Here is a 21603-nt window from a genome sequence, read left to right on the forward strand (position 1 = left end):
TGGTCTCCGACGTCCCGCCTTCGTGTTGTTCGGGCGCTGGTCGAGACCCACGCTCGTCGTCGAGACCCACGCTCTCAAGCGTGGGGGAGGATGGGTCTCGACGAGCACGATGGGTCTCGACGCCGCGGGGGCGGGGGTGGGGTGCGGGGGCGAGGGTGGGGCGGGGGCGGGGTGGGGATCAGGTCAGCAGCTGGTGCCGGGCGAGATCGCGGTACAGCGGCGTCGACTCCACGAGCTCGGTATGCGTGCCCTGGCCGACCACGACGCCGTCCTGCAGGACCACGATCAGGTCGCTGTCGACGACCGTCGACAGGCGGTGGGCGATGACCACGAGCGTGCGGTCGGTGGAGACCGCATCGATGGCCTCGCGCATGCGCTGCTCGTTCACACCGTCGAGCGACGACGTCGATTCGTCGAGCAGCAGGATCGGGGCGTCGGTCAGCAGCGCGCGGGCGATCGCGAGTCGCTGACGCTCACCGCCGGAGAGCATCACGCCGTCCTCGCCGACGGGTGCCTCGATCCCGAGGGGGCTGCGCTCGAGCACGTCGCCGAGATTCACGGCGCGCAGCACGCGCTCGCAGTCGGCGTCGGTCGCCTCGGGAGAGGCGAGCCGAAGGTTCTCGGAGAGAGTGCCGGCCAGCGTCGGCGCGTCCTGCTCGACGTAGCCGAAGTGGGCGCGCAGCTCGTCGCGCGGATACGTGCGCGCGTCGTGGCCGTGCAGGCGGATCGAGCCGCCCGTCGGGTCGTAGAAGCGCTCGATGAGCGACAGGATCGTGCTCTTGCCGGCTCCGCTGGGGCCGACGAGTGCGACGCGGGAGCCGTGGGGCACGGCGAAGGACACGCCACGGAGCACCTCGTGGTCCTGCACGGTGGCCGTCGCTTCCTCTGCGGACTCCAGGTGTGCATCCGCGAGCAGGGTCCGGGCCTCCTTGGCTGCGGCCGCACGGGCAGCGACGACGTTCGCGGGGTAGTGGAAGCGCACGTCGCGGAACTCGATGGCCGGTGCGTCGGGGGTCGGCGTCTCGCGAGGCAGCGACGCGGCGATTTTCTCGTCGTCCTGCGACTCGGTCGGCAGATCGAGCACTTCCTGGATGCGACCGAGCGCACCTAGGGCCTGGTTCACCGAGGTGATGGCGCCGAACGTGGTGGCCAAGGGCATCACGAGCAGGAACAGGAACATGATGAACGAGATCAAGGAGGCGATCGTGATCGCTCCGGCCGCCACACGGAAGCCGCCGACGCCGAGGACCACCAGCAGCGAGAGCTGCAGGGCGATGCCGGAGACGGGCACGACCATGGAGGAGATCTTGGCGATGCGCACGCCGATCCCGTAGGCGTCTGATGCGAGGGCGGTGACGGCCGTGGTCTCGCGTTCGGTCGCCCCGGAGGCGCGGATGGTGCGGATCGAGCCGACGGCACGCTCCACGCCGGAGGCGAGCTCACCCACCTTCTCCTGCTGGGCGGTCGATGCGGTGCGGATACGTCCGCTCAGCAGCACGACGACCGCGACCGAGATGCCGATCACCACGACGATGAGCAGCAGCAGGATCGGGTCGATCACGAGCATCGCGATCAGTGCTCCGGCGAAGAGCACTGCGCTGCCGACGGCATCGGCGAGGCCCTGGGTGAGCACGGCGTAGAGCAGCGTCGTGTCCGTGCCGACGCGTGAGACGAGGTCACCGGTGCGGCGGGCGTCGAACTCGGAGGTCGGCAGGTGCAGGATGCGGGCGATCAGCTTGCGACGGCTCGAATACACCACGGCGGTGCCGGTGCGCTGGAGCAGGTAGTGCTGGAAGCCGGAGATGATCGACGACACGATCACGAAGCCGACCAGGAGCCAGACGAGGATCCCGATCCCCGTATCGGACTGCACGGCTTCGATGACCTGACCCACGAGGAGCGGCTGCACGAGCGACGTCGCTGCGCCGATGACGCTGAGCACGGCGACCACGATGAGGGTGCGCTTGTGCTCGAAGAGGAAGGGGAGGAGCTGGCGGAACGTCGCGCGGGGGCCTTCGGGCTGTGCGCCACGTCCGCGACGGCGTGCTGTCGCCGAACCGGACATGCGGGACCTCTATCTGGAGATGGTACTTCGACCGTACTTCGTTCGCGGTCGGATCCTATGGAGTGGCTGTAAGAGCTTCAGGAGCGGCCGAAACGGCGGTGGGCCGCCTGTTTGCTCACACCGAGAGCGCTGGCGATGGCCTGCCACGAGTAGCCGAGGTTGCGTGCGCGACGCACGTTCGCCTCCTCGGCGCGGGCGACCTCCTTCCGCACCTCGGCGAGGCGGTGCAGGGCGGCCAGCGGCTCGCTCCCGTCGTCCTGGGCGATTGCCGTCGGCAGTGTCATGATGAACCTCCTGCCTCAATATTCGTTGACGCGGGCCGGGAAGTCAATACATGTTGACGTGACAGTCTGGGGCGATGACTTCGAAGAAGTGGGTCCTGTTCGACATCGGTGGAGTTCTCGAGGTCGTCGACGACGACGCATGGCAGCAGGAGTGGTGGGATCGCTGGCAGGTGGCGAGCGGTCTCGACCGCGGTGTCTTCGATGCGCGCATCGCGGCCGCCCATCTTCCCGCGATCGACGTCACCACGGGGACGGAGTCGGATTTCTGGGACGCGGTGAGCACAGCGCTCGACCTCGATGCCGCGCAACGCAGCGCCATGCGCGCCGACTTCTGGGACGCGTACTGCGGCACCGCCAACGGGGAACTGATCGAGTACGCGCGAACCCTCTCGTCGCGCGCGGGAACCGCGATCCTCTCCAACTCGGCCGATGGCGCGCGAGAGGAGGAGGAACGCCGCTTCGGGTTCTCCGAGATCTTCGATCCGATCTGCTACAGCCACGAGCAGGGTGTCAACAAGCCGGAACGTGAGGCCTACCTGCGTGCGCTCCAGCGCATGGGGGCGAAGCCGGGAGACGTGCTGTTCATCGACGACCACCAGGTGTCGGTCCACGGAGCCGAAGCGGCCGGGATCCGCGCCGTGCGGCATGTCGACAACGCGACGACGATCGCCGCGATCGAGGGATTCCTCGCGGACTAGAGCTCGACGGCTGCGGCCACGCCGAGGTCGTCGTCGTAGTCGTGGTCCTTCGTCTCCGGCGAGAGGATCAGCGCGATGAAGGTCAGCACACCCATCGCCGACAGGTACAGACCGACCAGCCAAGGCGCGCCGCCGGCCACCTCCCACAGCTTCAGAGCGATGAGCGGGGCCACCGCCGCGCCGAGGATGGAGGAGACGTTGTAGGCGATGGCCGACCCCGTGTACCGGACGTTCGTCGGGAACAGCTCGGGCAACAGGGCTCCCATGGGCCCGAACGTGGCGCCCATCAGCATGAAGCCGAACACCAGGAACGCCTGCGTGAGCGCACCCGTGAACTTGGGGTCGATCGCCGGGAGCAGGAACGCGTTGAAGGTGAGGCCGAACACGATGATGGTTCCCGTGACCCACAGCAGCAGCTTGCGCCGGCCCACCGCATCGGCGATGGGACCCGAGAGCAGGGTGAAGACGCCGAAGAACACCACGCCGATGATCTGCATCAGCACGAAGTCGGTGTAGCCGAAGCCGAGTCCCGGATAGAACTGCGCTGCGAACTTGGTGGGATCGAACGAGGCGCCGGTCGCCTCGGCCGCCGCCTTCGCCGCAGCCGAAGCCGTCTCCAGCGACGCGGGCTTGGTGCCGTAGGCGAGGGTGAAGTTCGTCATCAGGTAGAACAGCACGTACGTCGCCAGCATGATGAACGTGCCGAGGATGAGCTGCTTCCAGTGGTGGCGGAACACGGTCGCGAGCGGGAGCTTGCGGATCACGCCCTTCGTCTCGGCCTTCTTGAAGGTGTCGGACTCGACGAGCTTGAGCCGCACCCACAGGCCGATGATGACCATCACGGCGGAGAACAGGAACGGGATGCGCCAGCCCCAGGCGAGGAACGCCTCGGACTTCAGTGCCGGGTTGTCGGCGTGCGGCAGCAGCCAGTTGATCGCGAGGAAGAGGAAGTTCGCGATGATGAACCCGAGCGGGGCTCCCAACTGCGGGAAGGTGCCGTACCAGGCGCGCTTGCCCTTCGGGGCGTTCTCGGTCGCGACCAGGGCCGCCCCAGACCACTCGCCGCCGAGCGCGAAGCCCTGCGCGAGGCGGAGGATCAGCAGCAGCAGTGCCGCCCACCAGCCGATGTCCTGGTAGGTCGGCAGCAGACCGATCACGAAGGTCGCGATGCCCATCGTCAGCAGAGATGCCACGAGCGTGGCCTTGCGTCCGAACTTGTCGCCGAAGTGGCCGAACACCACAGCGCCGATCGGTCGGGCGACCATCGCGGCGCCGAAGACGGCGAACGAGGAGAGGAGCGATGTCGTGTCGTCGCCGGTGGGGAAGAACAGCACCGGGAACACGAGCACGGCCGCCGTCGCATACGCGTAGAAATCGTAGAACTCGATCGTGGTGCCGACCAGGCTCGCGGTGATGACGCGCGAGCGGGGATTCGCCGGCGCAGTGGCAGTGCTCATGTGTGTTCCTCCGATCGAGTCCCCGGTATACCAAGGGACTCGGGCGAGTTTACGCCTTCCTGAGTGTTTGCTGTACGCGCATGTCGCGTGTCATCCCGGAGAGCGCGTGCGGTGCGTAGAGTCGGGGAGGCGGAACGCGGGGAGGACACCATGGCGACGAGGATGCTGCTGCTCGCTGACACGCATGTCCCGAAGAGGGCGAAGCGGCTGCCGGAAGCCGTCCTGCGGGCGGTCGACGAGGCGGACATCGTCGTGCATGCGGGCGACTGGGTGGACGAGGCGACGCTGGACCTGCTCGCGTCCAAGGCACGCATGCTGCAGGGCGTGTTCGGCAACAACGATGGCGATGAGCTGCGCGCGCGGCTCCCCGAGATCGCCCGCTTCGCCGTCGAAGCCGTCGCCGTCGCCGTCGTGCACGAGACGGGGCCGTCGCGGCAGCGCGAGAGTCGCATGGACGAGGCCTTTCCCGACGTCGACCTGCTGGTCTTCGGGCACTCCCACATTCCGTGGGACACCGTGTCGCCGGCGGGCATGCGGCTGCTGAATCCCGGGTCGCCGACCGACCGTCGACGACAGCCCGCCCGCACGATGATGTGGGCCGAGATCGACGGTGCCGCGGTGAAGGTCACGCTGGTGACGCTGCCGTGAGCGATGTTCCCGTGTACCGCGCGCCGATGCGTTCGCGTGACGACCGGGTTCCCGCAGGAGCCGCGGTCGAACGTGCTCTCGTCCTCGGCGTGTGCGGGCTGGGTGGACGCCTCGATGCCGCCCCCGAGGGGCTGACGGACGCGCTCGTCGCGGTCGACCTCCGCCACGGCGAACGCCCGATGCTGCTCAGCTCTGGCCGCCGCTGACCACCGTGCAGCAGCACCCCGAGCGCGTGGGCGCACTCGCGGTGGACGCTCTGCTCGCGGAACTCGAGGGTGCCGGGTCGGCCGGTCTCGACCGACCGCAGACGCCGCTGGTGGGAACGGAGCTCATCGTGAGAGGGAGCACAGCGCCTCCCCGGAAGCGTTGAGCGCTCCGGGCGTCATGTCGACGTGTGCGGTCAGCGCCAGATGACGGCGAGTCCCGCGTTCAGGAGTGCCAGGATGCCGATCAGCCAGAACACGGCCGGCGGCACGGCGTCTCCGCGCTTCTGTCGCGCCGAACCGATGCCGAGGAGCGCGCCGATGATGACCAGCACGACCAGCTTGACGCCGATCTTCACGTAGTTGAGGTCGTAGTCGATGCCCCACGGCGCGGCGAGGGCGAGACCTGCGACACCGGCGATCGCGAGACCGTAGTCCATGATCTTCGTGATCTGGCGCTTACCGCCGAAGGCCTGCGCGGCCCAGGCGCCGAACAGCACGGCGAAGCCGATCAGGTGGATGAACACGACGATATGACGCAGGGTCTCCATGCCCTCACCGTACGAGCGTGGAGCCCTCCTGCGCTAGCAAGGGCAGGCTGACCTCAGCCGCGGAGCTCCCTCGTGACGAGAGCGGTGCGCAGGGCGGCATCGGCCGCCTCGGCGCCCTTGTCCTCCTTGGAGCCCGCCAGCCCCGCGCGGTCCAGTCCCTGCTGCTCGTCGTCGAGAGTCAGCACGCCGAAGCCGACGGGCTTGCCGGCATCCAGTGCGACCCGAGTGAGGCCGTCGGTGGTCGCCGCCGAGACGTACTCGAAGTGCGGGGTTCCGCCGCGGATGATCACGCCCAGCGCGACGACCGCGTCGGCTCCCCCGGCGAAAGCGGCCTGCGCGGCGATCGCGAGCTCGAAGGAGCCGGGCACGCGCACGAGCCGGTGCGTGGCGTCGGCGGCGTCGAGCACGCGCTCCGCCCCGGCGATCAGGCCGTTCGAGATCGTCTCGTGCCAGGTGCCGGCGATGATGACGACGTTCAGACCCCGCCCGTCGATGTTTCCCGTCTCGGGTGCTCCTGCGCCGCTCATTCGTCGTCCTTTCCGTGGGCGAGTGCCTCTGCGAGGTCTGCTTCGCCGATGATGTGACCCATCCGGTCACGCTTGGTCTCCAGGTACTGGTGGTTGTTCGGACCCACTCCGACGATCAGCGGCACCTGTTCGATCACGTCGAGGCCGAGTTCGCGCAATTGCGCGACCTTGTCGGTGTTGTTCGTCAGCAGACGCACCTTCGATACGCCGAGGTCCGAGAGGATGCCGGCCGCCGCGGCGTAGTCGCGCGCATCTGCGGGCAGGCCAAGAGCGAGGTTGGCATCGACGGTGTCGAGGCCCTCCTCCTGCAGGCTGTAGGCGCGCAGCTTGTTGATCAGGCCGATCCCTCGCCCCTCGTGGCCGCGCATGTAGATGACGATCCCGCCCTCCTTCTCGATCGCGTCGAGTGCGGAGTCGAGCTGTGGGCCGCACTCGCACTTCAGCGACCCGAACGCCTCGCCGGTCAGGCACTCCGAGTGCACGCGTACCAGCGCGGTGTCGCCCGGCTCGCCGGAGACGACCGCGATGTGGTCGGTGCCGGTGATGCGGTCCTTGTACGCGAGGAAGCGGAACGTGCCGTGCGTGGTCGGGACGGTGGCGTCGGCGCGCAGGCTCACGCGGCGTCCGCGGTGCGCACTGGGCGTCGCGCCATCGGGGTCGATCTCGTTCAGGTGGGCGATCAGCTGCTCGATCGTGATCACGGGTACGCCGTCTCGCGCACCGAGCTCGATGAGTCCGGGCAGGCGCATCATGCTGCCGTCCTCCGCGACGACCTCCGCGATCGCTCCGACCGGGCGGAGCCCCGCCAGCTTCATGAGCTCGACGGCGGCCTCGGTGTGGCCGCTGCGCTCGCGCACGCCGCCGTCGACCGCCCGCAGAGGCAGTACGTGGCCCGGGCGGATGATGCTGGTCGACGTCGACTCCGGGTTCGACAGCACGTTCAGCGTGTGGGCGCGGTCATGGGCGCTGATGCCGGTGGTGACCCCCTGCGCGGCGTCGACGCTCACGGTGTAGGCGGTCGAGCGGGCGTCTTCGCTGGCGGCGACCATCGGCGGCAGGTTGAGGTGGTCGGCGAGGTCGGCGGGCATCGGGGCGCAGATGAAACCGGACGACCAGCGCACGGTCCACGCCACCCACTCCGGCGTCGCGAGCTCTGCCGAGAGGATGACATCGCCCTCGTTCTCGCGGTTCTCATCGTCGGCGACGAGGACGGGTCGCCCGGCGCGCAGGGCTTCCAGGGCTTCGTCGATCGTGGAAAGGCTCATCGCGAGCCTCCTTCCGGTGCAGCCCGGAACGCGAGGAGGCGTTCCACGTGGCGGGCGAGGATATCGGTCTCCAGGTTCACGCGGTCCCCCACGGCGCGGACGCCGAGGGTCGTCGCTGCGAGGGTCTCGGGGATCAGCGAGACCTCGAACCACGGAGAGGGGTCTGCAGGGGCGCTGACGGCGCTCACCGTCAGCGAGGTGCCGTCGACCGAGATGGAGCCCTTGTCGACGACGAGTGGGGCGAGATCGGCGGGCAGACTGATCCGGAGCACGCTCCACTGCGCGCCGGGCCGCACCTCGAGCACCTCGCCGACCCCGTCGACGTGGCCCTGCACGATGTGTCCGCCGAGTCGGGCGCCCACCGGCATGGCCTTCTCGATGTTCACGCGGGTGCCGATGGTCGCCGACCCGATCGCGGCCACATCGAGCGTCTGCTTCATCACGTCGGTGTCGAAGGTGTCCGCGGTCGAGCCGACCACGGTCAGGCACACGCCGGAGACGGCGATCGACTCGCCGTGCACGGCATCCGCAGCGGCGCGGGGCGCGCGCACGGTGAGTCGCCAGCCGTCGCCCGCGGGGGTGATCGCGGTGATCTCGCCCATCTCCTCGATGATTCCGGTGAACATCAGGCGGCTCCTTCGCTCTGGGGGTTCGTGGTTTGCGCAGGGTCCGCCGCGTCCGCGGGGTGTGCGACGGCGAGCAGGTCCTCGCCGAGAGGTACCCATTCGTCGACGACGAGGCGGCGCGCCTCGCCGATGGATCCGACGCCGATCTCCGTCAGGGCGAGCCGGCGTCCGCCCAGCAGCACGGGCGCGATGTAGGCGAGCACCCGGTCGGCCAGCCCCGCCGCGATGAAGGCGCTGGCGAGCGTCGGGCCGCCCTCCACGAACACGCTCTGCACGCCGCGGGCATGGAGGTCGGCCGCGACGGCATGCAGGTCGCGGGTGTCGAAGAACAGGGGCGTCTGCGGGTGGCGATGCACCGCTGCCGCGGCGGGTGTGGGCCGCGTTCCGATGATCACGGGGATCGGCTGATGCGGGTGCAGAGCGTCACCGTCGCGGGCCGTGAGAGCGGGGTCGTCGGAGAGCACCGTTCCCGTGCCGACGACGATCGCATCGGCCGCTGCCCGGCGACGGTGCACGTCGGTGCGGGCTGCGGATCCGGTGATCCACCGGCTCGACCCGTCATCGGCGGCGGCGCGGCCATCGAGGCTCTGCGCCCACTTGACGGTGATGTGCGGACGGCCGAGTCGCTGGGCGGTCAGCCATCCGGCGATGAGGGCGTGCGCGGCATCCGCCTGTTCGCCGGACTCGACCTCGACGCCGGCAGTGCGCAGACGTTCCGCGCCGCCCCCGGACACCGCGCCGGGATCGTCGAGAGCGTAGACCACCCGTGAGATGCCCGCCTCGATCAGGGCGACGGCGCAGGGGCCAGTGCGGCCGGTGTGGTTGCAGGGTTCGAGTGTGACCACGGCCGTCGCGCCTTCGGCTTCGCCGGGAGCGAGTTTCGAGAGAGCGTCGACCTCGGCGTGCGGAGTGCCGGCGCCGTGGTGCCAGCCCTCGGCGAGCACGGTGCCGTCGGGGGAGAGGATGACCGCGCCGACCTGCGGGTTCGCCCCGCGGGGCCCGCGTGCGGCGAGATGGAGAGCGCGGTCCATCGCGGTGCGCTCTGCCGCGTTCACTGCCATCCGTCGTCCTCCTCTGAGGCTCCGGATTCGGGCAGGGATGGCGGAACGGACGCACGTATGCGTCTCGTGCTGCCTCCCTTCCGGACTAGCGAGGTCTCCCTCGCATCACCGTCGGTCCCGGAATTCCACCGGATCGGCATCTCGATCTCTCGAGACGCTCGCGGACTGTCACCGCCGGTTCGGATTCCCACCGACCCCGGAGCACGTTGTTGATCTGAGTGTAGTCAACGCATCTGCGCAGATTTCATTCCAAGACATGCATCCGGGTGCGCCACGCGCTCGCCGTCACTTGAGAAGCCGGGACAGTCGCCGGTCGGCGAGCACCTTGCCGCCTGTCTGGCAGGTGGGGCAGTACTCGAGCGAACGGTCGGCGAAGAACACGCTGCGGACCGTGTCGCCGCACACCGGGCAGGCCTCCCCCCGGCGGGCGTGCACCTGCATCCCACGGCGCTTCGCATCCTTCAGGTCGGCCGGTGGCTTGCCGGAGGCTTCGGCGACCGCTTCGGTGAGCGTGTCGCGCATGGCATCGAAGAGGCGATCGATCTCGGCACCGTCGAGCGTGTCGGCGATCGCATACGGCGACATGCGAGCGGCATGCAGGATCTCGTCCGAGTACGCGTTGCCGATACCGGCGATGACCGCCTGGTCGCGCAACAGCCCCTTGATCTGCATGCGGCGGCCGTCGAGCAGGGCGGCGAACGTCTCGCGCGTGAACGCCTCGTCGAGCGGATCGGGTCCCAGCCTGGCGATGCCCGGCACCTCCTGCGGATCGCGGACGACATACACCGCGAGCGACTTCTTCGTGCCCGCCTCCGTGAGATCGAACCCGCTCCCGTCGTCGAGCGCGACGCGCAGGGCGATCGGCGACTTGCCCGGCTTGATGAGCGTCGTGGGGAGGGTCTCGTACCAGCGCAGCCAGCCGGCCTTCGCGAGGTGGAACACCAGGTGCAGTTCGTCGCCGCAGGAGAGCACGACGAACTTGCCGAGACGGGTGGACGCCGTGATCGTCTGCCCCTGAAGCGCATGGATCGGCGGATCGTACGTCTTCAGCGCGGCGATCGCCGAGACGGTGGCGCGCGTGATCGTGTGCCCCACGGCGCGCTCGCCGAGGAAGGTGGACAGCCCTTGGACTTCCGGCATCTCCGGCATGCGTTCATCCTGTCATCGGCCGCCGACACTGTCACGTCCCGGCTCGTGAGCGCGCCTCAGAGGATGGGCCAGTCCACGGGGGTGCGGTCGTCGCTCGGCAGCAGCCCGGCCAACCAGCCGTCGTCACGGCCGCGCGGGCCGGTGAGCGCCTGTCGCTGCAGACCTTCGTAGTGGAAGCCGAGGGCGCGCGCGGCACGGGCGGAGGGGATGTTCCCGACCACGGCCTGCCAGCGGATGCGGACGAGTCGGAGCCCGACGAACCCCCAGTCGACCACGGCCCTGCCTGCTTCCGCGAGATACCCCTTGCCCCTGGCGGCCTCCGTCACCCAGTAGCCGATCTCGGCGGTGGCGCCCGTGAAGTGCTCGGTCAGGTTGTGCAGCCCGATCATGCCGACGAGCTCGCCCTCCGCGAACATGCCCCAGACGGCCTCCGACTCCGTGTCCCATTGCTCCGCGACGAGGCGCACGAACTCCGCGGCGTCCTCGCGGGCATAGGGGCTCGGGACGGTCGTCCAGCGCGGGATCTCCGGGTCCTGACAGGCGTCTGTGATCGCATCGATGTCCGCCTCCGTCGGGGCGCGGAGGACGAGGCGTTCGGTGGTGAGGACGACGGATTCCATCCCGACAGCCTAGGGAGAACGATGCCCCTGCGAACGCGGAGCGGCCGGAGTGTCGGTGGGCGCGACTAGTCTTGTCCGGTGACTGTTCCGGGGATTCTGCGCGCCTTGGAAGAGGCGTCTCTGTACCGCGATGCCCTCAGCTGGGCGCGCACCGACGCCGATCTCGGCCTGGTCGACGGGCTCGATGCGCCCGCGCTCGCCGGGCTGCTCGAGAAGCGCGCCGCGGCAGGGCACCCCGCCGCCCTGCTCGCCGTCGTCCCCACGGGCAGGAGGGCGGAGAGCCTCGCGCTCGCGATGCACGCCTACCTTCCGGAGGCCGATGTCCTGACCTTCCCGGCCTGGGAGACGTTGCCGCACGAGCGGCTCAGCCCGAGCCCCGACACGGTCGGCCAGCGGCTGCAGACCCTGCGCCGGATCGCCGAGTGGTCGGGCGATCACCCGCTCGTCGTCGTGGCGTCCGTGCGCGCCGCGCTCCAGCCGATCGCGGGCAACCTGGGAGAGATCGCCCCGCTCGAACTCGCCGTCGGCAGCAGGGGGAACGAACTCGACCTCGTGGTGGAGCAGCTGGTCGAGCGCGCTTATTCGCGCGTCGACATGGTGTCCCGTCGCGGAGAGTTCGCGGTGCGCGGCGGCATCCTCGACGTCTTCCCTCCGACGTCGGAGCATCCGTATCGCGTCGAGTTCTTCGGCGACGAGATCGACCAGATCCGCGCGTTCTCGGTCGCCGATCAGCGCTCGTTGCCCGGCGACGTCACCGGTGTCGATCTGCCTCCCACCCGCGAGCTGCTGCTCACCGCCGAGGTCCGAGATCGTGCCCGTGCCCTGGTCGAAGGCTTCCCCGCGATCTCGGGAATGCTCGAGAAGATGGCCGAGGGCATCCCGGTCGAGGGCATGGAGTCGTTGCTCCCCGCCGTCGCAGGGCCGCTGAAGTCGCTGGCCGAGTACCTGCCCGTCGGCAGCGCCACGGCGATCATCGACCCGGAGCGTTCGAGTGCGCGTGCCATCACCCTCGGCGACACGAATCGCGAGTTCCTCGATGCCGCGTGGAGCGCCGCGACCTCGGGGGCGTCGGCTCCCATCGACCTCGGTGCCGGCGACTTCCTGACGATCGCCGAGCTGCGCGAGGTCGTGCGGGATCGGGACGGCGTGTGGTGGCGGCTAAGCCCGTTCGGAGCCGGGCTCGGCGAGGGCGACGCGGACGCCACGAACCTCGGCGCCGCCGTCATCCCGTCCTTCCACGGCAACGTCGACGGCGCGATCTCCTTCGTCGAGGCGAAGCTGACCGACGGGTGGCGCGTCGTCGTGATCGCGGCCGGTGGCGGTCTGGTCGACCGCGCACGCGACGTGCTCGCCGACCGCGGCCTGGCCGCCCGAGTGGTCGAGACGCTCGGCGATGCACCGGAGGGCGGCGTCGCGACGCTGGTCACCGGGTCCGTGGAAGCCGGCTTCCAGGTGGCGGAGGCGAAGCTCGCGGTCCTCACCGACAACGAGTTCTACGGCCGCACGATCGGCGGCGACCAGCGCGTGGTCAAGAAGCTCGCATCGCGCCGCAAGAACGTGGTCGACCCGCTGCAGCTCAAGCAGGGCGACTTCGTGGTACACGCCACCCACGGCATCGGCCGCTTCGTCGAGATGACCAAGCGCGAGGTGTCCACCGGCGGACGCAACGCCACGAAGTCCATCCGCGACTACCTCGTTCTCGAGTACGCGCCCTCCAAGCGCGGGTACCCCGGCGACAAGCTGTTCGTTCCGACGGATCAGCTCGACCTGCTCTCGAAGTACGTCGGTGGCGAGGCCCCCACGCTCTCGAAGATGGGCGGCAGCGACTGGTCGCAGGCCAAGGGCAAAGCACGCAAGGCCGTCCGCGACATCGCCGTCGAGCTCGTGAAGCTCTACTCCGCCCGGATGAGCGCGAAGGGCCACGCGTTCGGCCCCGACACCCCGTGGCAGCGCGAACTCGAAGAAGCCTTCCCGTTCGCCGAGACCCAGGACCAGTTGCAGACCATCGACGAGATCAAGGCCGACATGGAGCGGCCGATCCCGATGGACCGTCTGCTCTCGGGCGATGTGGGCTTCGGCAAGACCGAGGTCGCCGTCCGTGCCGCGTTCAAGGCGATCCAGGACGGCAAGCAGGTCGCCATGCTCGTGCCGACGACGCTGCTCGTGAAGCAGCACCTCGAGACGTTCACGGAGCGCTTCGCGGGCTTCCCGGTGAAGGTGCGGCCGCTGTCGCGCTTCCAGACCGACAAGGAGGCGCGCCTCACCCTGCAGGGCCTGCTGGAGGGCTCGGTCGACATGGTGATCGGCACCCACCGCATCCTCACCGATCAGGTGATCTTCAAGGACCTGGGCCTGATGATCATCGACGAGGAGCAGCGCTTCGGCGTCGAGCACAAGGACGCGCTCAAGAAGATGAAGACGAACGTCGACATCCTCGCTATGAGCGCGACCCCGATTCCGCGCACGCTGGAGATGGCGGTCACCGGCATCCGCGAGATGTCGACCCTGGCGACGCCACCGGAGGACCGGCATCCGATCCTCTCGTTCGTCGGTCCCCGCAGCGACAAGCAGATGGCGGCGGCGATCCGACGCGAGATCCTGCGCGAAGGCCAGGTGTTCTTCGTGCACAACCGGGTGCAGTCTATCCAGCGGGTCGCGAGCGAGCTCGCCGAGCTGGTGCCGGAGGCCAGGATCGCGGTCGCACACGGTCAGATGGCCGAGCACCAGCTCGAACAGGTCGTCGACGACTTCTGGGAGCGCAAGTTCGACGTGCTCGTGTCGACGACCATCATCGAGACCGGACTCGACATCGCGAACGCGAACACGATCATCATCGACCGCGCCGACAAGTACGGACTCAGCCAGCTGCACCAGCTGCGCGGCCGCGTCGGTCGTGGGCGAGAACGCGCCTACGCCTATTTCCTGTACGACGAGATGAAGCCGCTGAGCGAGACTGCCGCCGACCGTCTGCAGACGATCGCGGTCAACAACGAACTCGGCTCGGGGATGCAGGTCGCGCTCAAGGACCTCGAGCTGCGTGGTGCGGGCAACATGCTCGGTGCCGAGCAGGCCGGTCATATCGCCGGCGTGGGCTTCGACCTCTACCTGCGCATGATCGGCGAGGCCGTGGCGACCTTCCGCGGCGACGAGGTCGAGACCGGGCAGGAGCTGCGGCTTGAGCTGCCCCTCGACGCGCGCATCCCCGAGTACTACATCGACAGTGAGCGGCTGCGCCTCGAGGCGTACCAGAAGCTCTCCGCCGCATCCGCTGCGACCGCGAAGGACGATGCCATCGACCTCGTCGTCGAAGAGCTCGTCGACCGCTATGGCACTCCGCCGGAAGAGGTCGAGGGGCTGCTCGCCGTCTCCCGCCTGCGCCGTCGTGCGGCACGGGCGGGGCTGACGGACGTCGTGGTGATGGGGTCGAACCTGCGCATCGCGCCCGCGCGGCTCGAGGACTCGATCAAGGTGCGGCTGCAGCGTCTGTACCCGAAGGCGAAGCTCGTCTCCGGGGGAGAGGCTCTGGTCGTGCCGATGCCCATGGTCCCTGCTGCAGTCGGCGTGGGGCTCGAACCCCTCCCCGATGCGCAACTGCTCGAGTGGGTCGGACAGCTGTTCACGGCGATCTTCCCCGAACCGGTCAAGGCCGAGTAGCGCGGGGCCCCGGGCGGCGGTACTAGTCTGGCCGCATGTTGTACGAGCACCTCGGGGCTCGCCCCCGCATCCATGACACCGCCGTCATCGCCCCCACCGCCGTCGTCTCCGGAGACGTGGAGATCGGGCCGGGCTGCCAGGTGCTGCACGGCGCCGTGATCACCGCCGAGGGAGGCGCGATCACCCTCGGTGAGCACGTCATCGTCATGGAGAACGCGCTCATCCGGGCGACTGCGGCGAACGCGGTGCACATCGGATCGCACACCCTGATCGGCACGCTGTCGAGCATCGCCGGTGCGACCGTGGGGGAGGAGACGTTCCTCGCCTCGGGGTCGCGGGTGTTCAACGGCTCTCTGATCGGATCGCGCTGCGAGGTGCGCGTCAATGCGATCGTGCTCCGCCGCGCGGTGCTGCCTGAGGGCACCGTCGTGCCGATCGGCTGGGTGGCTGTCGGCGACCCGGTGCAGCTGTTCTCGCCCGACCGGGAGGAGGAGATCGCGGCGGCGCAGCCCGACCTCGACTTCCCCGGGCACGTCTTCGGGGTCGACCGGGACACCCCCGACCTGATGGTGCAGCTGACGGAGCGCTACGGCAGCTCGCTGGCACGGCATGCGCAGGATGTGAGCCTCGACGCGCACCGCGGGCAGTCCCACGCATGACGGGCGACGTGGGCCTGGTCCGCCCCGCCGTCAGCACGGCCGACGCCACGCGTATCGCCCTCGACTGCTGGGGGATCGCGGCGACCGCGGAGGAGCTGGGCAGCAACCAGGATCGGAACTTCCTGCTCACCACGCAGGACGGGGCGAAGAGCGTGCTGCGGATCGACAACCCGGTGTTCGGCGATGACGAGCGCGAGGCGCAGCACGTCGCACTCGATGCCTACCGTGACGCAGGCGTCGAGGTCCCGGCGGTCCTCCCGGGGCTCGACGGCGCGCTCACCCAGCGCTGGAACGGCTTTGCCGCGCGGCGCAGCGAGTGCGCGCCGGGCGAGCCGATGGTGGATGCCGGATACCTCGCACCCGTCGTGCTCGCGGAGTTCGGGGCGCTGGCCGGCGCATCCGTGAACGCGCTGTCGGCGCTGGATCATCCCGGCCTCGACCGTCGGCAGATGTGGGACATGCGCGTCGCGTACGAGCAGATCGATGCGCTCGCGCCGTCGATCGCCGATGCCGCGCTCCGGGGACGGGTGCTGCGCGCCGCGGCCAAGGCGCATGCCGCCGTCGAGCCTCTCGCCGACCGGCTCCCCGTGCAGGCGATCCACGGCGACCTCACGGACGACAACGTGATGGGGGAGCGCGGCGACGACGCACGGCTGCACCCGCGCACGGTGCTCGATCTCGGCGACCTCGGGCTTGGCTGGCGCGTCGCCGAGCTGGCGGTGTGCGCGGCATCGATGCTGCACCACGAGCCCGAGCGGCCGTTGCGGGTGCTCGAGACGGTCGCCGCGTTCCATCGCCATGCGCCGCTGAGCGACACGGAGGCGAGAGCGGTCTGGCCGCTCGTGGTGCTGCGTGCTGCCCTGCTGGTCGCGAGCGGGTGGCGTCAGCTGGAGATCGACGGGGACAACGACTACGCGCGTGAGAGGGTCGCGGGCGAGCAGGCGATCTTCGACGCCGCGACACTGCTGCCGCTCGTCGAGATGACAGAGCACGTGCTCGCCACGGTCGGCGTCGATGAGAGCCCCGGCTTCGATGCGGCGGATGTGGTGACCGATCCTGACGCCGCTCCTCTGGCCGCGCTCCTGCCGGATCTCACCGGTCGCGTCGCCGTGGTCGATCCGGGTGTCGAGTCGGCGGACCTCGACGGCGGACGCTGGCTCGAGGAGACGTCGGAGCGGGAACTGGTCGCCGAGGCGATCGAGCTCGGGGTCGCCGTAGCGGTCCTGCCCTACGGGGGGTTCCGGTTGACGCGAGCGGTCATCGACGACGCGGAACCCGGGGCTACCTGGGCGACGGCGTGTGAACTGCATCTCCCTCCGGGCCCTCGCGTGAGGGTGGCGGCTCCGGCGAGCGGGCGGGTGACGCAACGGGGCGGGGTGGCCCGTCTCGTCCTCGATCTCGACGGTGTTGGAGACGACGGTGTTGGCGACGACGGTGCTGGCGACGGTCACGACTGGGTGCTGCAGATCTCGGGGCTCGATGCGGAGGAGCGGCGCGAGCGCCCTGTGGACGTCGGCGAGACCGTGGGCTGGATCGCTGCCGCATTCGAGCCGCGGCGCCTGACCATCGGCATCCACCGCGATGATGCTCCCGAACGTCAGGCGGACGGTGCGCCACTCGTCGCGCCCGAGCGCGTCCCGGCGTGGAGCCGTCTGACCGCCGACCCCGCCCCGCTGCTCGGGCTGCCGTCTTTCGTGCAGCGCGACGACGCGGCCGCGGAGTTGCGGCGACGTGAGCGGATCTTCGCCTCCGCGCAGGAGCGCTACTACGAGCGTCCTCCGCAGATCGAACGCGGATGGCGGCACCATCTGATCGACACCACAGGGCGCACGTACATCGACATGGTGAACAACGTCGCCGGCCTCGGGCACGCGCATCCGATGGTCGCGGAGGCGGCAGGCCGCCAGCTGCGCACCCTGGCCACGAACTCCCGCTTCCTGTTCCGCGACCTCGCGGAGTACAGCGAACGGCTGCTCGCCCTGATGCCGGTAGGAAGCGGGCTCGACACCGTGCTGCTGGTCAACAGCGGCTCCGAGGCGGTCGATCTGGCGATCCGTCTGGCCCAGGCCGCGACCGGACGACGCACGGTCGTCGCACTGCGCGAGGCGTATCACGGCTGGACCGCGGCGAGCGATGCGGTCACCACCAGCGCGTACGACAACCCCTCCGCGCTCGAGACGCGTCCCGACTGGGTGCACGTCGCGGATGTGCCCAACCGCTTCCGCGGTACGTATCGAGGGGCGGATGTCGCCGCCGACTACCTCGCCGACCTCGCGAGCGATCTCGACCGGCTGCAGGACGAGGGGCGGGAGGTCGCAGCGTTCCTGTGCGAGTCGATCCTCGGCAACGCGGGCGGGGTGGTGCTCCCCGAGGGCTACCTGGATGGTGCCTATGCGCAGATCAGGGCGGCGGGCGGACTGTGCATCGCCGACGAGGTGCAGGTCGGCTTCGGGCGGATGGGGTCCGCCTTCTGGGGGTTCGAGCTCGCAGGCGTCGTGCCGGACATCGTCACGATCGCGAAGCCCATGGGCAACGGCTATCCCATCGGCGGGGTGATCACGTCGAAGCGCATCGCGGACGCGTTGTCGACGCAGGGGCAGTTCTTCTCATCGGCCGGTGGGAGCTCGCTCAGCTGTCGTGTCGGACTCGCGGTGCTCGACGCCATGGTCGAGGACGACCTGCAGCGCAACGCCGCCGTGATCGGCGCCCGCCTCGCCGAGGGGCTTCGCGGCCTCGTCGATCGGCATCCGCTGGTGGCTGTCGTGCACGGGGAGGGCCTGTATCTCGGCGTCGAACTCGTGCGTGACCGCGACACGATGGAGCCGGCGGCCGCCGAGGCCGCGGCGATCTGCGAACGGATGCGGGAGCTCGGTGTGATCGTGCTGACCACCTCCGAGAGATCCAACGTCCTGAAGATCAAGCCGCCGCTGTGCCTCACAGCCGAGAGCGCCGACCATGTCGTCGCGATGCTGGATCGGGTGCTCGCCGGAGGATGGTGACCGCGGCGCGGATCTTCGAATCCCGCGGTCGGTCCGATTGTTAAAAGCGCATTTCGAACCGAATTCGCCGTAGCGCAGATGATTCCCTCCGGTCCATACTGTTGCTCAGCGTCGGACGACCCGAAGTCCGACCCATGCGCTGTCCCCCGAGGAGTACCCATGGCCACGAAGACGAAGCCGCTCGCGCAAGGTGGAGGAACGCTGAAGAGAAACCTCGGGCTGTGGGCGATCGTCGGCCTCGGTCTCGGGTACATGACGCCGACCGTCGTGTTCGACACCTTCGGCATGGTCGCCCGAGACACCGACAACGTCGTACCGGCGGCCTACCTCGTCGCCCTGGTCGTGATGGTCTTCACCGCGATCAGCTACGGCAAGATCTCCAGTGCGATCCCGAGCGCCGGGTCTGCGTACACCTACGTGCGCGAGTCGATCCACCCGAACCTCGGGTTCATGGTCGGCTGGACGTCGCTCATCGACTACGTGCTGCTGCCGATGGTGAACTGCCTCATCATCCGCAGCTACCTCGAGGCGCTGTTCCCCGAGATCCCCGGGTGGATCTGGGTGGTGCTCTACTGCATCCTGGTCACGAGCATCATCTACCTGACGATGCGCGGCACCTCGAACATGAACATGATCCTGCTGGTTTTCTCGATCGTCGTGATGGCCGTGTTCGTCGTGATGGTCGTCGCACAGCTGATGCGCGGCGACGGTGCGGGCACGGTCGCCTCGCTGACGCCGATCTTCCACGACGGCGCCACCATGGGGGCGGTGCTGATGGGCGCCACGATCGTGTGCTTCTCGTTCATCGGCTTCGATGCCGTCACCATGTACGCGGAGGAGGCGAAGGATCCGAAGATCATGCCGAAGGCGATTCTCCTCACCGTGCTGCTGGGTGGGGCGATCTTCCTGATCTCGGGCTACCTCACGCAGCTGCGTTTCCCCGACTGGAACGAGTTCGCCCCCGGCGGCGACATGCAGTTCGTCGAGGACTCGACGCTGCCGATCATCGGCAACCTGGTCGGCGGCCCCGTGCTCATGGCCGTGCTGACCGCGGCCGGTTTCTGCGCGACCCTGGCCTCCGGTCTCGCCTCGCACGCCTCGGTGTCTCGCATGCTGCTGGTGATGGGGCGCAACAACGTGCTGCCGCAGCGGGCGTTCGGCTACATCAACCCCCGCACCCACACCCCGACGTTCAACATCGTGCTGGTGGGCGCCATCTCGCTGCTCGCGATCCCCTTCACGCTCGAGCTGATCGCGGCGTGGATCAACTTCGGCGCGCTGATCGCCTTCACGTTCGTCAACATCTCGGTGATCGCCTGGTTCGCGATCCGCAAGGGCCGTCGCAAGACCCCGGGCGACATCTTCAGCTTCATCGTGATGCCGGGGATCGGCATGGTGCTCACCGGCCTGTTGTGGGCGAACCTGCACGAGGACGCGCTGCGCGGCGGTCTGGTGTGGACCGCGATCGGGGTGGTCTACCTCGCGATCATCACCAAGGGCTTCCGCAAGAAGGTCGTCGCGTTCGACGAGAACCAGGCGGTGACCGGGTACAACAAGGTGGTCAAGGTGCCGGTCGACGAGAGTTGACCCGCTCCGGTCGCGATATGTCAGCTCAAAAGGTGGAAACAGCTGACATATCGCGACCGGAAGGTCAGATGACGCCCTGAGCGAGCATCGCGGCGGCGACGCGCTCGAAGCCGGCGATGTTGGCCCCGGCCACGTAGTCGCCGGGGACGCCGTGCCGCTCTGCGGCGTCGAAGGCGGCGCCATGGATGTCGCCCATGATCTCGCGGAGCTTGTTCTCGCTGTCGCCGAAGCTCCAGCGCTGACGGGAGGCGTTCTGGCTCATCTCGAGCGCCGAGGTCGCGACGCCACCGGCGTTCGCGGCCTTGCCGGGGGCGAACAGCACTCCGGCCTTCTGGAAGGCGTCGACGGCGTCGGGCACGCAGGGCATGTTCGCACCTTCCGACACCGCGCGCACGCCGTTGGCGATCAGGGCCTCCGCATCGGCCAGGGAGACCTCGTTCTGCGTGGCGGAGGGCACCGCGATGTCGACGGGCACCTCCCACACGCTGCCGCCTTCCACGAAGCGGGCGCTCGGGCGACGGTTGGCGTACTCGACGATGCGGGCGCGCTCGACCTCCTTGATCTGACGCAGCAGGTCGAGGTCGATGCCGGCGTCGTCGACGACGTAGCCGGACGAGTCGGACGCCGTGACCGCGGTCGCACCGAGCTGGGTGGCCTTCTGGATCGCGTAGATGGCCACGTTGCCGGAGCCCGAGATGCCGACGCGCTTGCCGTCGAGGGAGTCGCCGTGCACGGCGAGCATCTCCTGCGCGAAGAACACCGCGCCGTAGCCGGTGGCCTCGGTGCGCACCTCGGCCCCGCCCCATCCGGTGCCCTTGCCCGTGAACATGCCCGACTCGTGCCGGTTGGTGACCTTGCGGTACTGACCGAAGAGGTAGCCGATCTCGCGCCCGCCGACGCCGATGTCACCCGCGGGGACGTCGGTGTGCTCGCCGAGGTGCCGGTAGAGCTCGTTCATGAACGACTGGCAGAAGCGCATGACCTCGGCGTCGGAGCGGCCGTGCGGGTCGAAGTCGGACCCGCCCTTGCCGCCGCCGATGCCCTGACCGGTGAGAGCGTTCTTGAAGATCTGCTCGAAGCCCAGGAACTTGATGATCGACAGGTTCACCGAGGGGTGGAAGCGCAGCCCGCCCTTGTACGGGCCGAGCACGGAGGAGAACTGGATGCGGTAGCCGCGGTTGACGTGCAGCTTCCCGGCGTCGTCGATCCACGGCACACGGAAGAGGATCTGACGCTCGGGCTCGACCAGGCGCTCGAGGATGCCGCCGTCGACGTATTCCGGGTGACGCTCCAGGACGGGTGCGATCGAGTGCAGCACCTCGTGGACGGCCTGGTGGAACTCCGGCTCGTGCGGGCTGCGGGCGAGCACCGTGTCGAAGACGGGCTGCACGGAGTCGGCGAGCGGATGGAAGTCGGCGGGAGACGTAGCGGTCACGCGGAAGGGCTTTCTGGTGGGGGATGGGGTGCGGGCGATCGTGTCGCGCGCGAAAGCAGAGCCGGGTGAGGCGGAGGTTTCACTCTAGCGTCGGCCACAGCCGCGTCAGCGCACC

The 21603-nt window shown here is 69.1% G+C and carries 19 protein-coding genes; 8 read left to right on the plus strand and 11 right to left on the minus strand.

Translation table 11 applies throughout. The features are described 5' to 3' along the window. Positions 1–178: 178 nt before the first annotated feature. Together ILP86_RS05980 and ILP86_RS05985 are read right to left on the minus strand one after the other, a co-directional pair. Entirely contained in the window at positions 179–2065 is a 1887-nt protein-coding gene (locus ILP86_RS05980; RefSeq protein ID WP_193761595.1) for an ABC transporter ATP-binding protein, read from the minus strand. A 77-nt stretch (positions 2066–2142) separates the two neighbouring features. Beyond that, the gene (locus ILP86_RS05985; protein ID WP_045262938.1) at positions 2143–2349 is read right to left on the minus strand and encodes a hypothetical protein; all 207 of its coding nucleotides are present in this window, start codon (positions 2347–2349) and stop codon (positions 2143–2145) included. A 74-nt stretch (positions 2350–2423) separates the two neighbouring features. Between ILP86_RS05985 and ILP86_RS05990 the strand changes: the two genes are divergently transcribed. Continuing rightward, positions 2424–3047 (plus strand): HAD family hydrolase, encoded by a 624-nt coding sequence (locus ILP86_RS05990; protein WP_193761596.1) that lies wholly within the window; start codon positions 2424–2426, stop codon positions 3045–3047. On the opposite strand, the gene ILP86_RS05995 is transcribed toward ILP86_RS05990, so the two are convergent. Continuing rightward, positions 3044–4504: an MFS transporter gene (locus ILP86_RS05995; RefSeq protein WP_046749673.1), complete on the minus strand. Its 1461-nt coding sequence runs from the start codon at positions 4502–4504 to the stop codon at positions 3044–3046. The two genes, ILP86_RS05990 and ILP86_RS05995, sit on opposite strands and share 4 nt — an antisense overlap. Before the next feature lie 150 nt (positions 4505–4654). Here ILP86_RS05995 and ILP86_RS06000 point away from each other — a divergent pair, with 150 nt between their 5' ends. The 3 genes from ILP86_RS06000 to ILP86_RS06010 are packed head-to-tail and all read left to right on the plus strand — an operon-like array spanning position 4655 to position 5522. Continuing rightward, complete coding sequence (locus ILP86_RS06000) at positions 4655–5152, plus strand: metallophosphoesterase (protein WP_113680979.1); 498 nt, start codon at positions 4655–4657, stop codon at positions 5150–5152. Next, on the plus strand, positions 5149–5358 hold the full coding sequence (locus tag ILP86_RS06005; protein WP_211368729.1) for a hypothetical protein: 210 nt from the start codon (positions 5149–5151) through the stop codon (positions 5356–5358). The genes ILP86_RS06000 and ILP86_RS06005 overlap by 4 nt, the downstream gene beginning before the upstream one ends. A 5-nt stretch (positions 5359–5363) precedes the next feature. Continuing rightward, a complete protein-coding gene (locus ILP86_RS06010) occupies positions 5364–5522 on the plus strand; it encodes a hypothetical protein (protein WP_230977834.1) in 159 nt (52 codons plus the stop codon). 30 nt (positions 5523–5552) lie between these two features. On the opposite strand, the gene ILP86_RS06015 is transcribed toward ILP86_RS06010, so the two are convergent. The 7 genes from ILP86_RS06015 to ILP86_RS06045 all read right to left on the minus strand — a co-directional run bounded on the left by ILP86_RS06015 (position 5553) and on the right by ILP86_RS06045 (position 11154). Then, complete coding sequence (locus tag ILP86_RS06015) at positions 5553–5906, minus strand: hypothetical protein (RefSeq protein ID WP_046749662.1); 354 nt, start codon at positions 5904–5906, stop codon at positions 5553–5555. Between the two features lie 53 nt (positions 5907–5959). Continuing rightward, positions 5960–6433, minus strand: coding sequence for a 6,7-dimethyl-8-ribityllumazine synthase (gene ribH / locus ILP86_RS06020; RefSeq protein WP_058632892.1), 474 nt, complete (start codon positions 6431–6433; stop codon positions 5960–5962). Then, positions 6430–7698, minus strand: a complete 1269-nt coding sequence (locus ILP86_RS06025; protein WP_058632891.1) for a bifunctional 3,4-dihydroxy-2-butanone-4-phosphate synthase/GTP cyclohydrolase II — start codon at positions 7696–7698, stop codon at positions 6430–6432. The genes ribH and ILP86_RS06025 overlap by 4 nt, the downstream gene beginning before the upstream one ends. Further along, positions 7695–8324 (minus strand): riboflavin synthase, encoded by a 630-nt coding sequence (locus tag ILP86_RS06030; protein ID WP_046749659.1) that lies wholly within the window; start codon positions 8322–8324, stop codon positions 7695–7697. The genes ILP86_RS06025 and ILP86_RS06030 overlap by 4 nt, the downstream gene beginning before the upstream one ends. Continuing rightward, a complete protein-coding gene (gene ribD / locus ILP86_RS06035; RefSeq protein WP_193761597.1) occupies positions 8324–9385 on the minus strand; it encodes a bifunctional diaminohydroxyphosphoribosylaminopyrimidine deaminase/5-amino-6-(5-phosphoribosylamino)uracil reductase RibD in 1062 nt (353 codons plus the stop codon). The genes ILP86_RS06030 and ribD overlap by 1 nt, the downstream gene beginning before the upstream one ends. 285 nt (positions 9386–9670) lie before the next feature. Beyond that, positions 9671–10534 carry an Fpg/Nei family DNA glycosylase gene (locus ILP86_RS06040; protein ID WP_193761598.1) on the minus strand — a complete coding sequence of 288 codons (864 nt, stop codon included), beginning with the start codon at positions 10532–10534 and terminating at the stop codon, positions 9671–9673. A 56-nt stretch (positions 10535–10590) separates the two neighbouring features. Then, positions 10591–11154, minus strand: a complete 564-nt coding sequence (locus tag ILP86_RS06045; protein WP_193761599.1) for a GNAT family N-acetyltransferase — start codon at positions 11152–11154, stop codon at positions 10591–10593. 78 nt (positions 11155–11232) lie between these two features. On the opposite strand from ILP86_RS06045, the gene mfd reads away from it, so the two are divergent. From mfd to ILP86_RS06065, 4 genes are all read left to right on the plus strand, one after another. Then, positions 11233–14808: a transcription-repair coupling factor gene (gene mfd / locus ILP86_RS06050; RefSeq protein WP_193761600.1), complete on the plus strand. Its 3576-nt coding sequence runs from the start codon at positions 11233–11235 to the stop codon at positions 14806–14808. A 35-nt stretch (positions 14809–14843) separates the two neighbouring features. Further along, complete coding sequence (locus ILP86_RS06055) at positions 14844–15467, plus strand: gamma carbonic anhydrase family protein (protein WP_046749654.1); 624 nt, start codon at positions 14844–14846, stop codon at positions 15465–15467. After that, positions 15464–18466: an aminotransferase gene (locus tag ILP86_RS06060; protein ID WP_193761601.1), complete on the plus strand. Its 3003-nt coding sequence runs from the start codon at positions 15464–15466 to the stop codon at positions 18464–18466. Before ILP86_RS06055 ends, ILP86_RS06060 begins: the two co-directional genes overlap by 4 nt. A 159-nt stretch (positions 18467–18625) precedes the next feature. Beyond that, positions 18626–20053: an APC family permease gene (locus tag ILP86_RS06065; protein ID WP_227750923.1), complete on the plus strand. Its 1428-nt coding sequence runs from the start codon at positions 18626–18628 to the stop codon at positions 20051–20053. Positions 20054–20117: 64 nt separating this feature from the next. On the opposite strand, the gene gdhA is transcribed toward ILP86_RS06065, so the two are convergent. Further along, positions 20118–21488 (minus strand): NADP-specific glutamate dehydrogenase, encoded by a 1371-nt coding sequence (gene gdhA / locus ILP86_RS06070; RefSeq protein ID WP_058632509.1) that lies wholly within the window; start codon positions 21486–21488, stop codon positions 20118–20120. Positions 21489–21603: the final 115 nt, after the last annotated feature.

Source organism: Microbacterium sp. R1, assembly GCF_015159725.1.
GTDB classification, from domain to species: domain Bacteria; phylum Actinomycetota; class Actinomycetes; order Actinomycetales; family Microbacteriaceae; genus Microbacterium; species Microbacterium oxydans.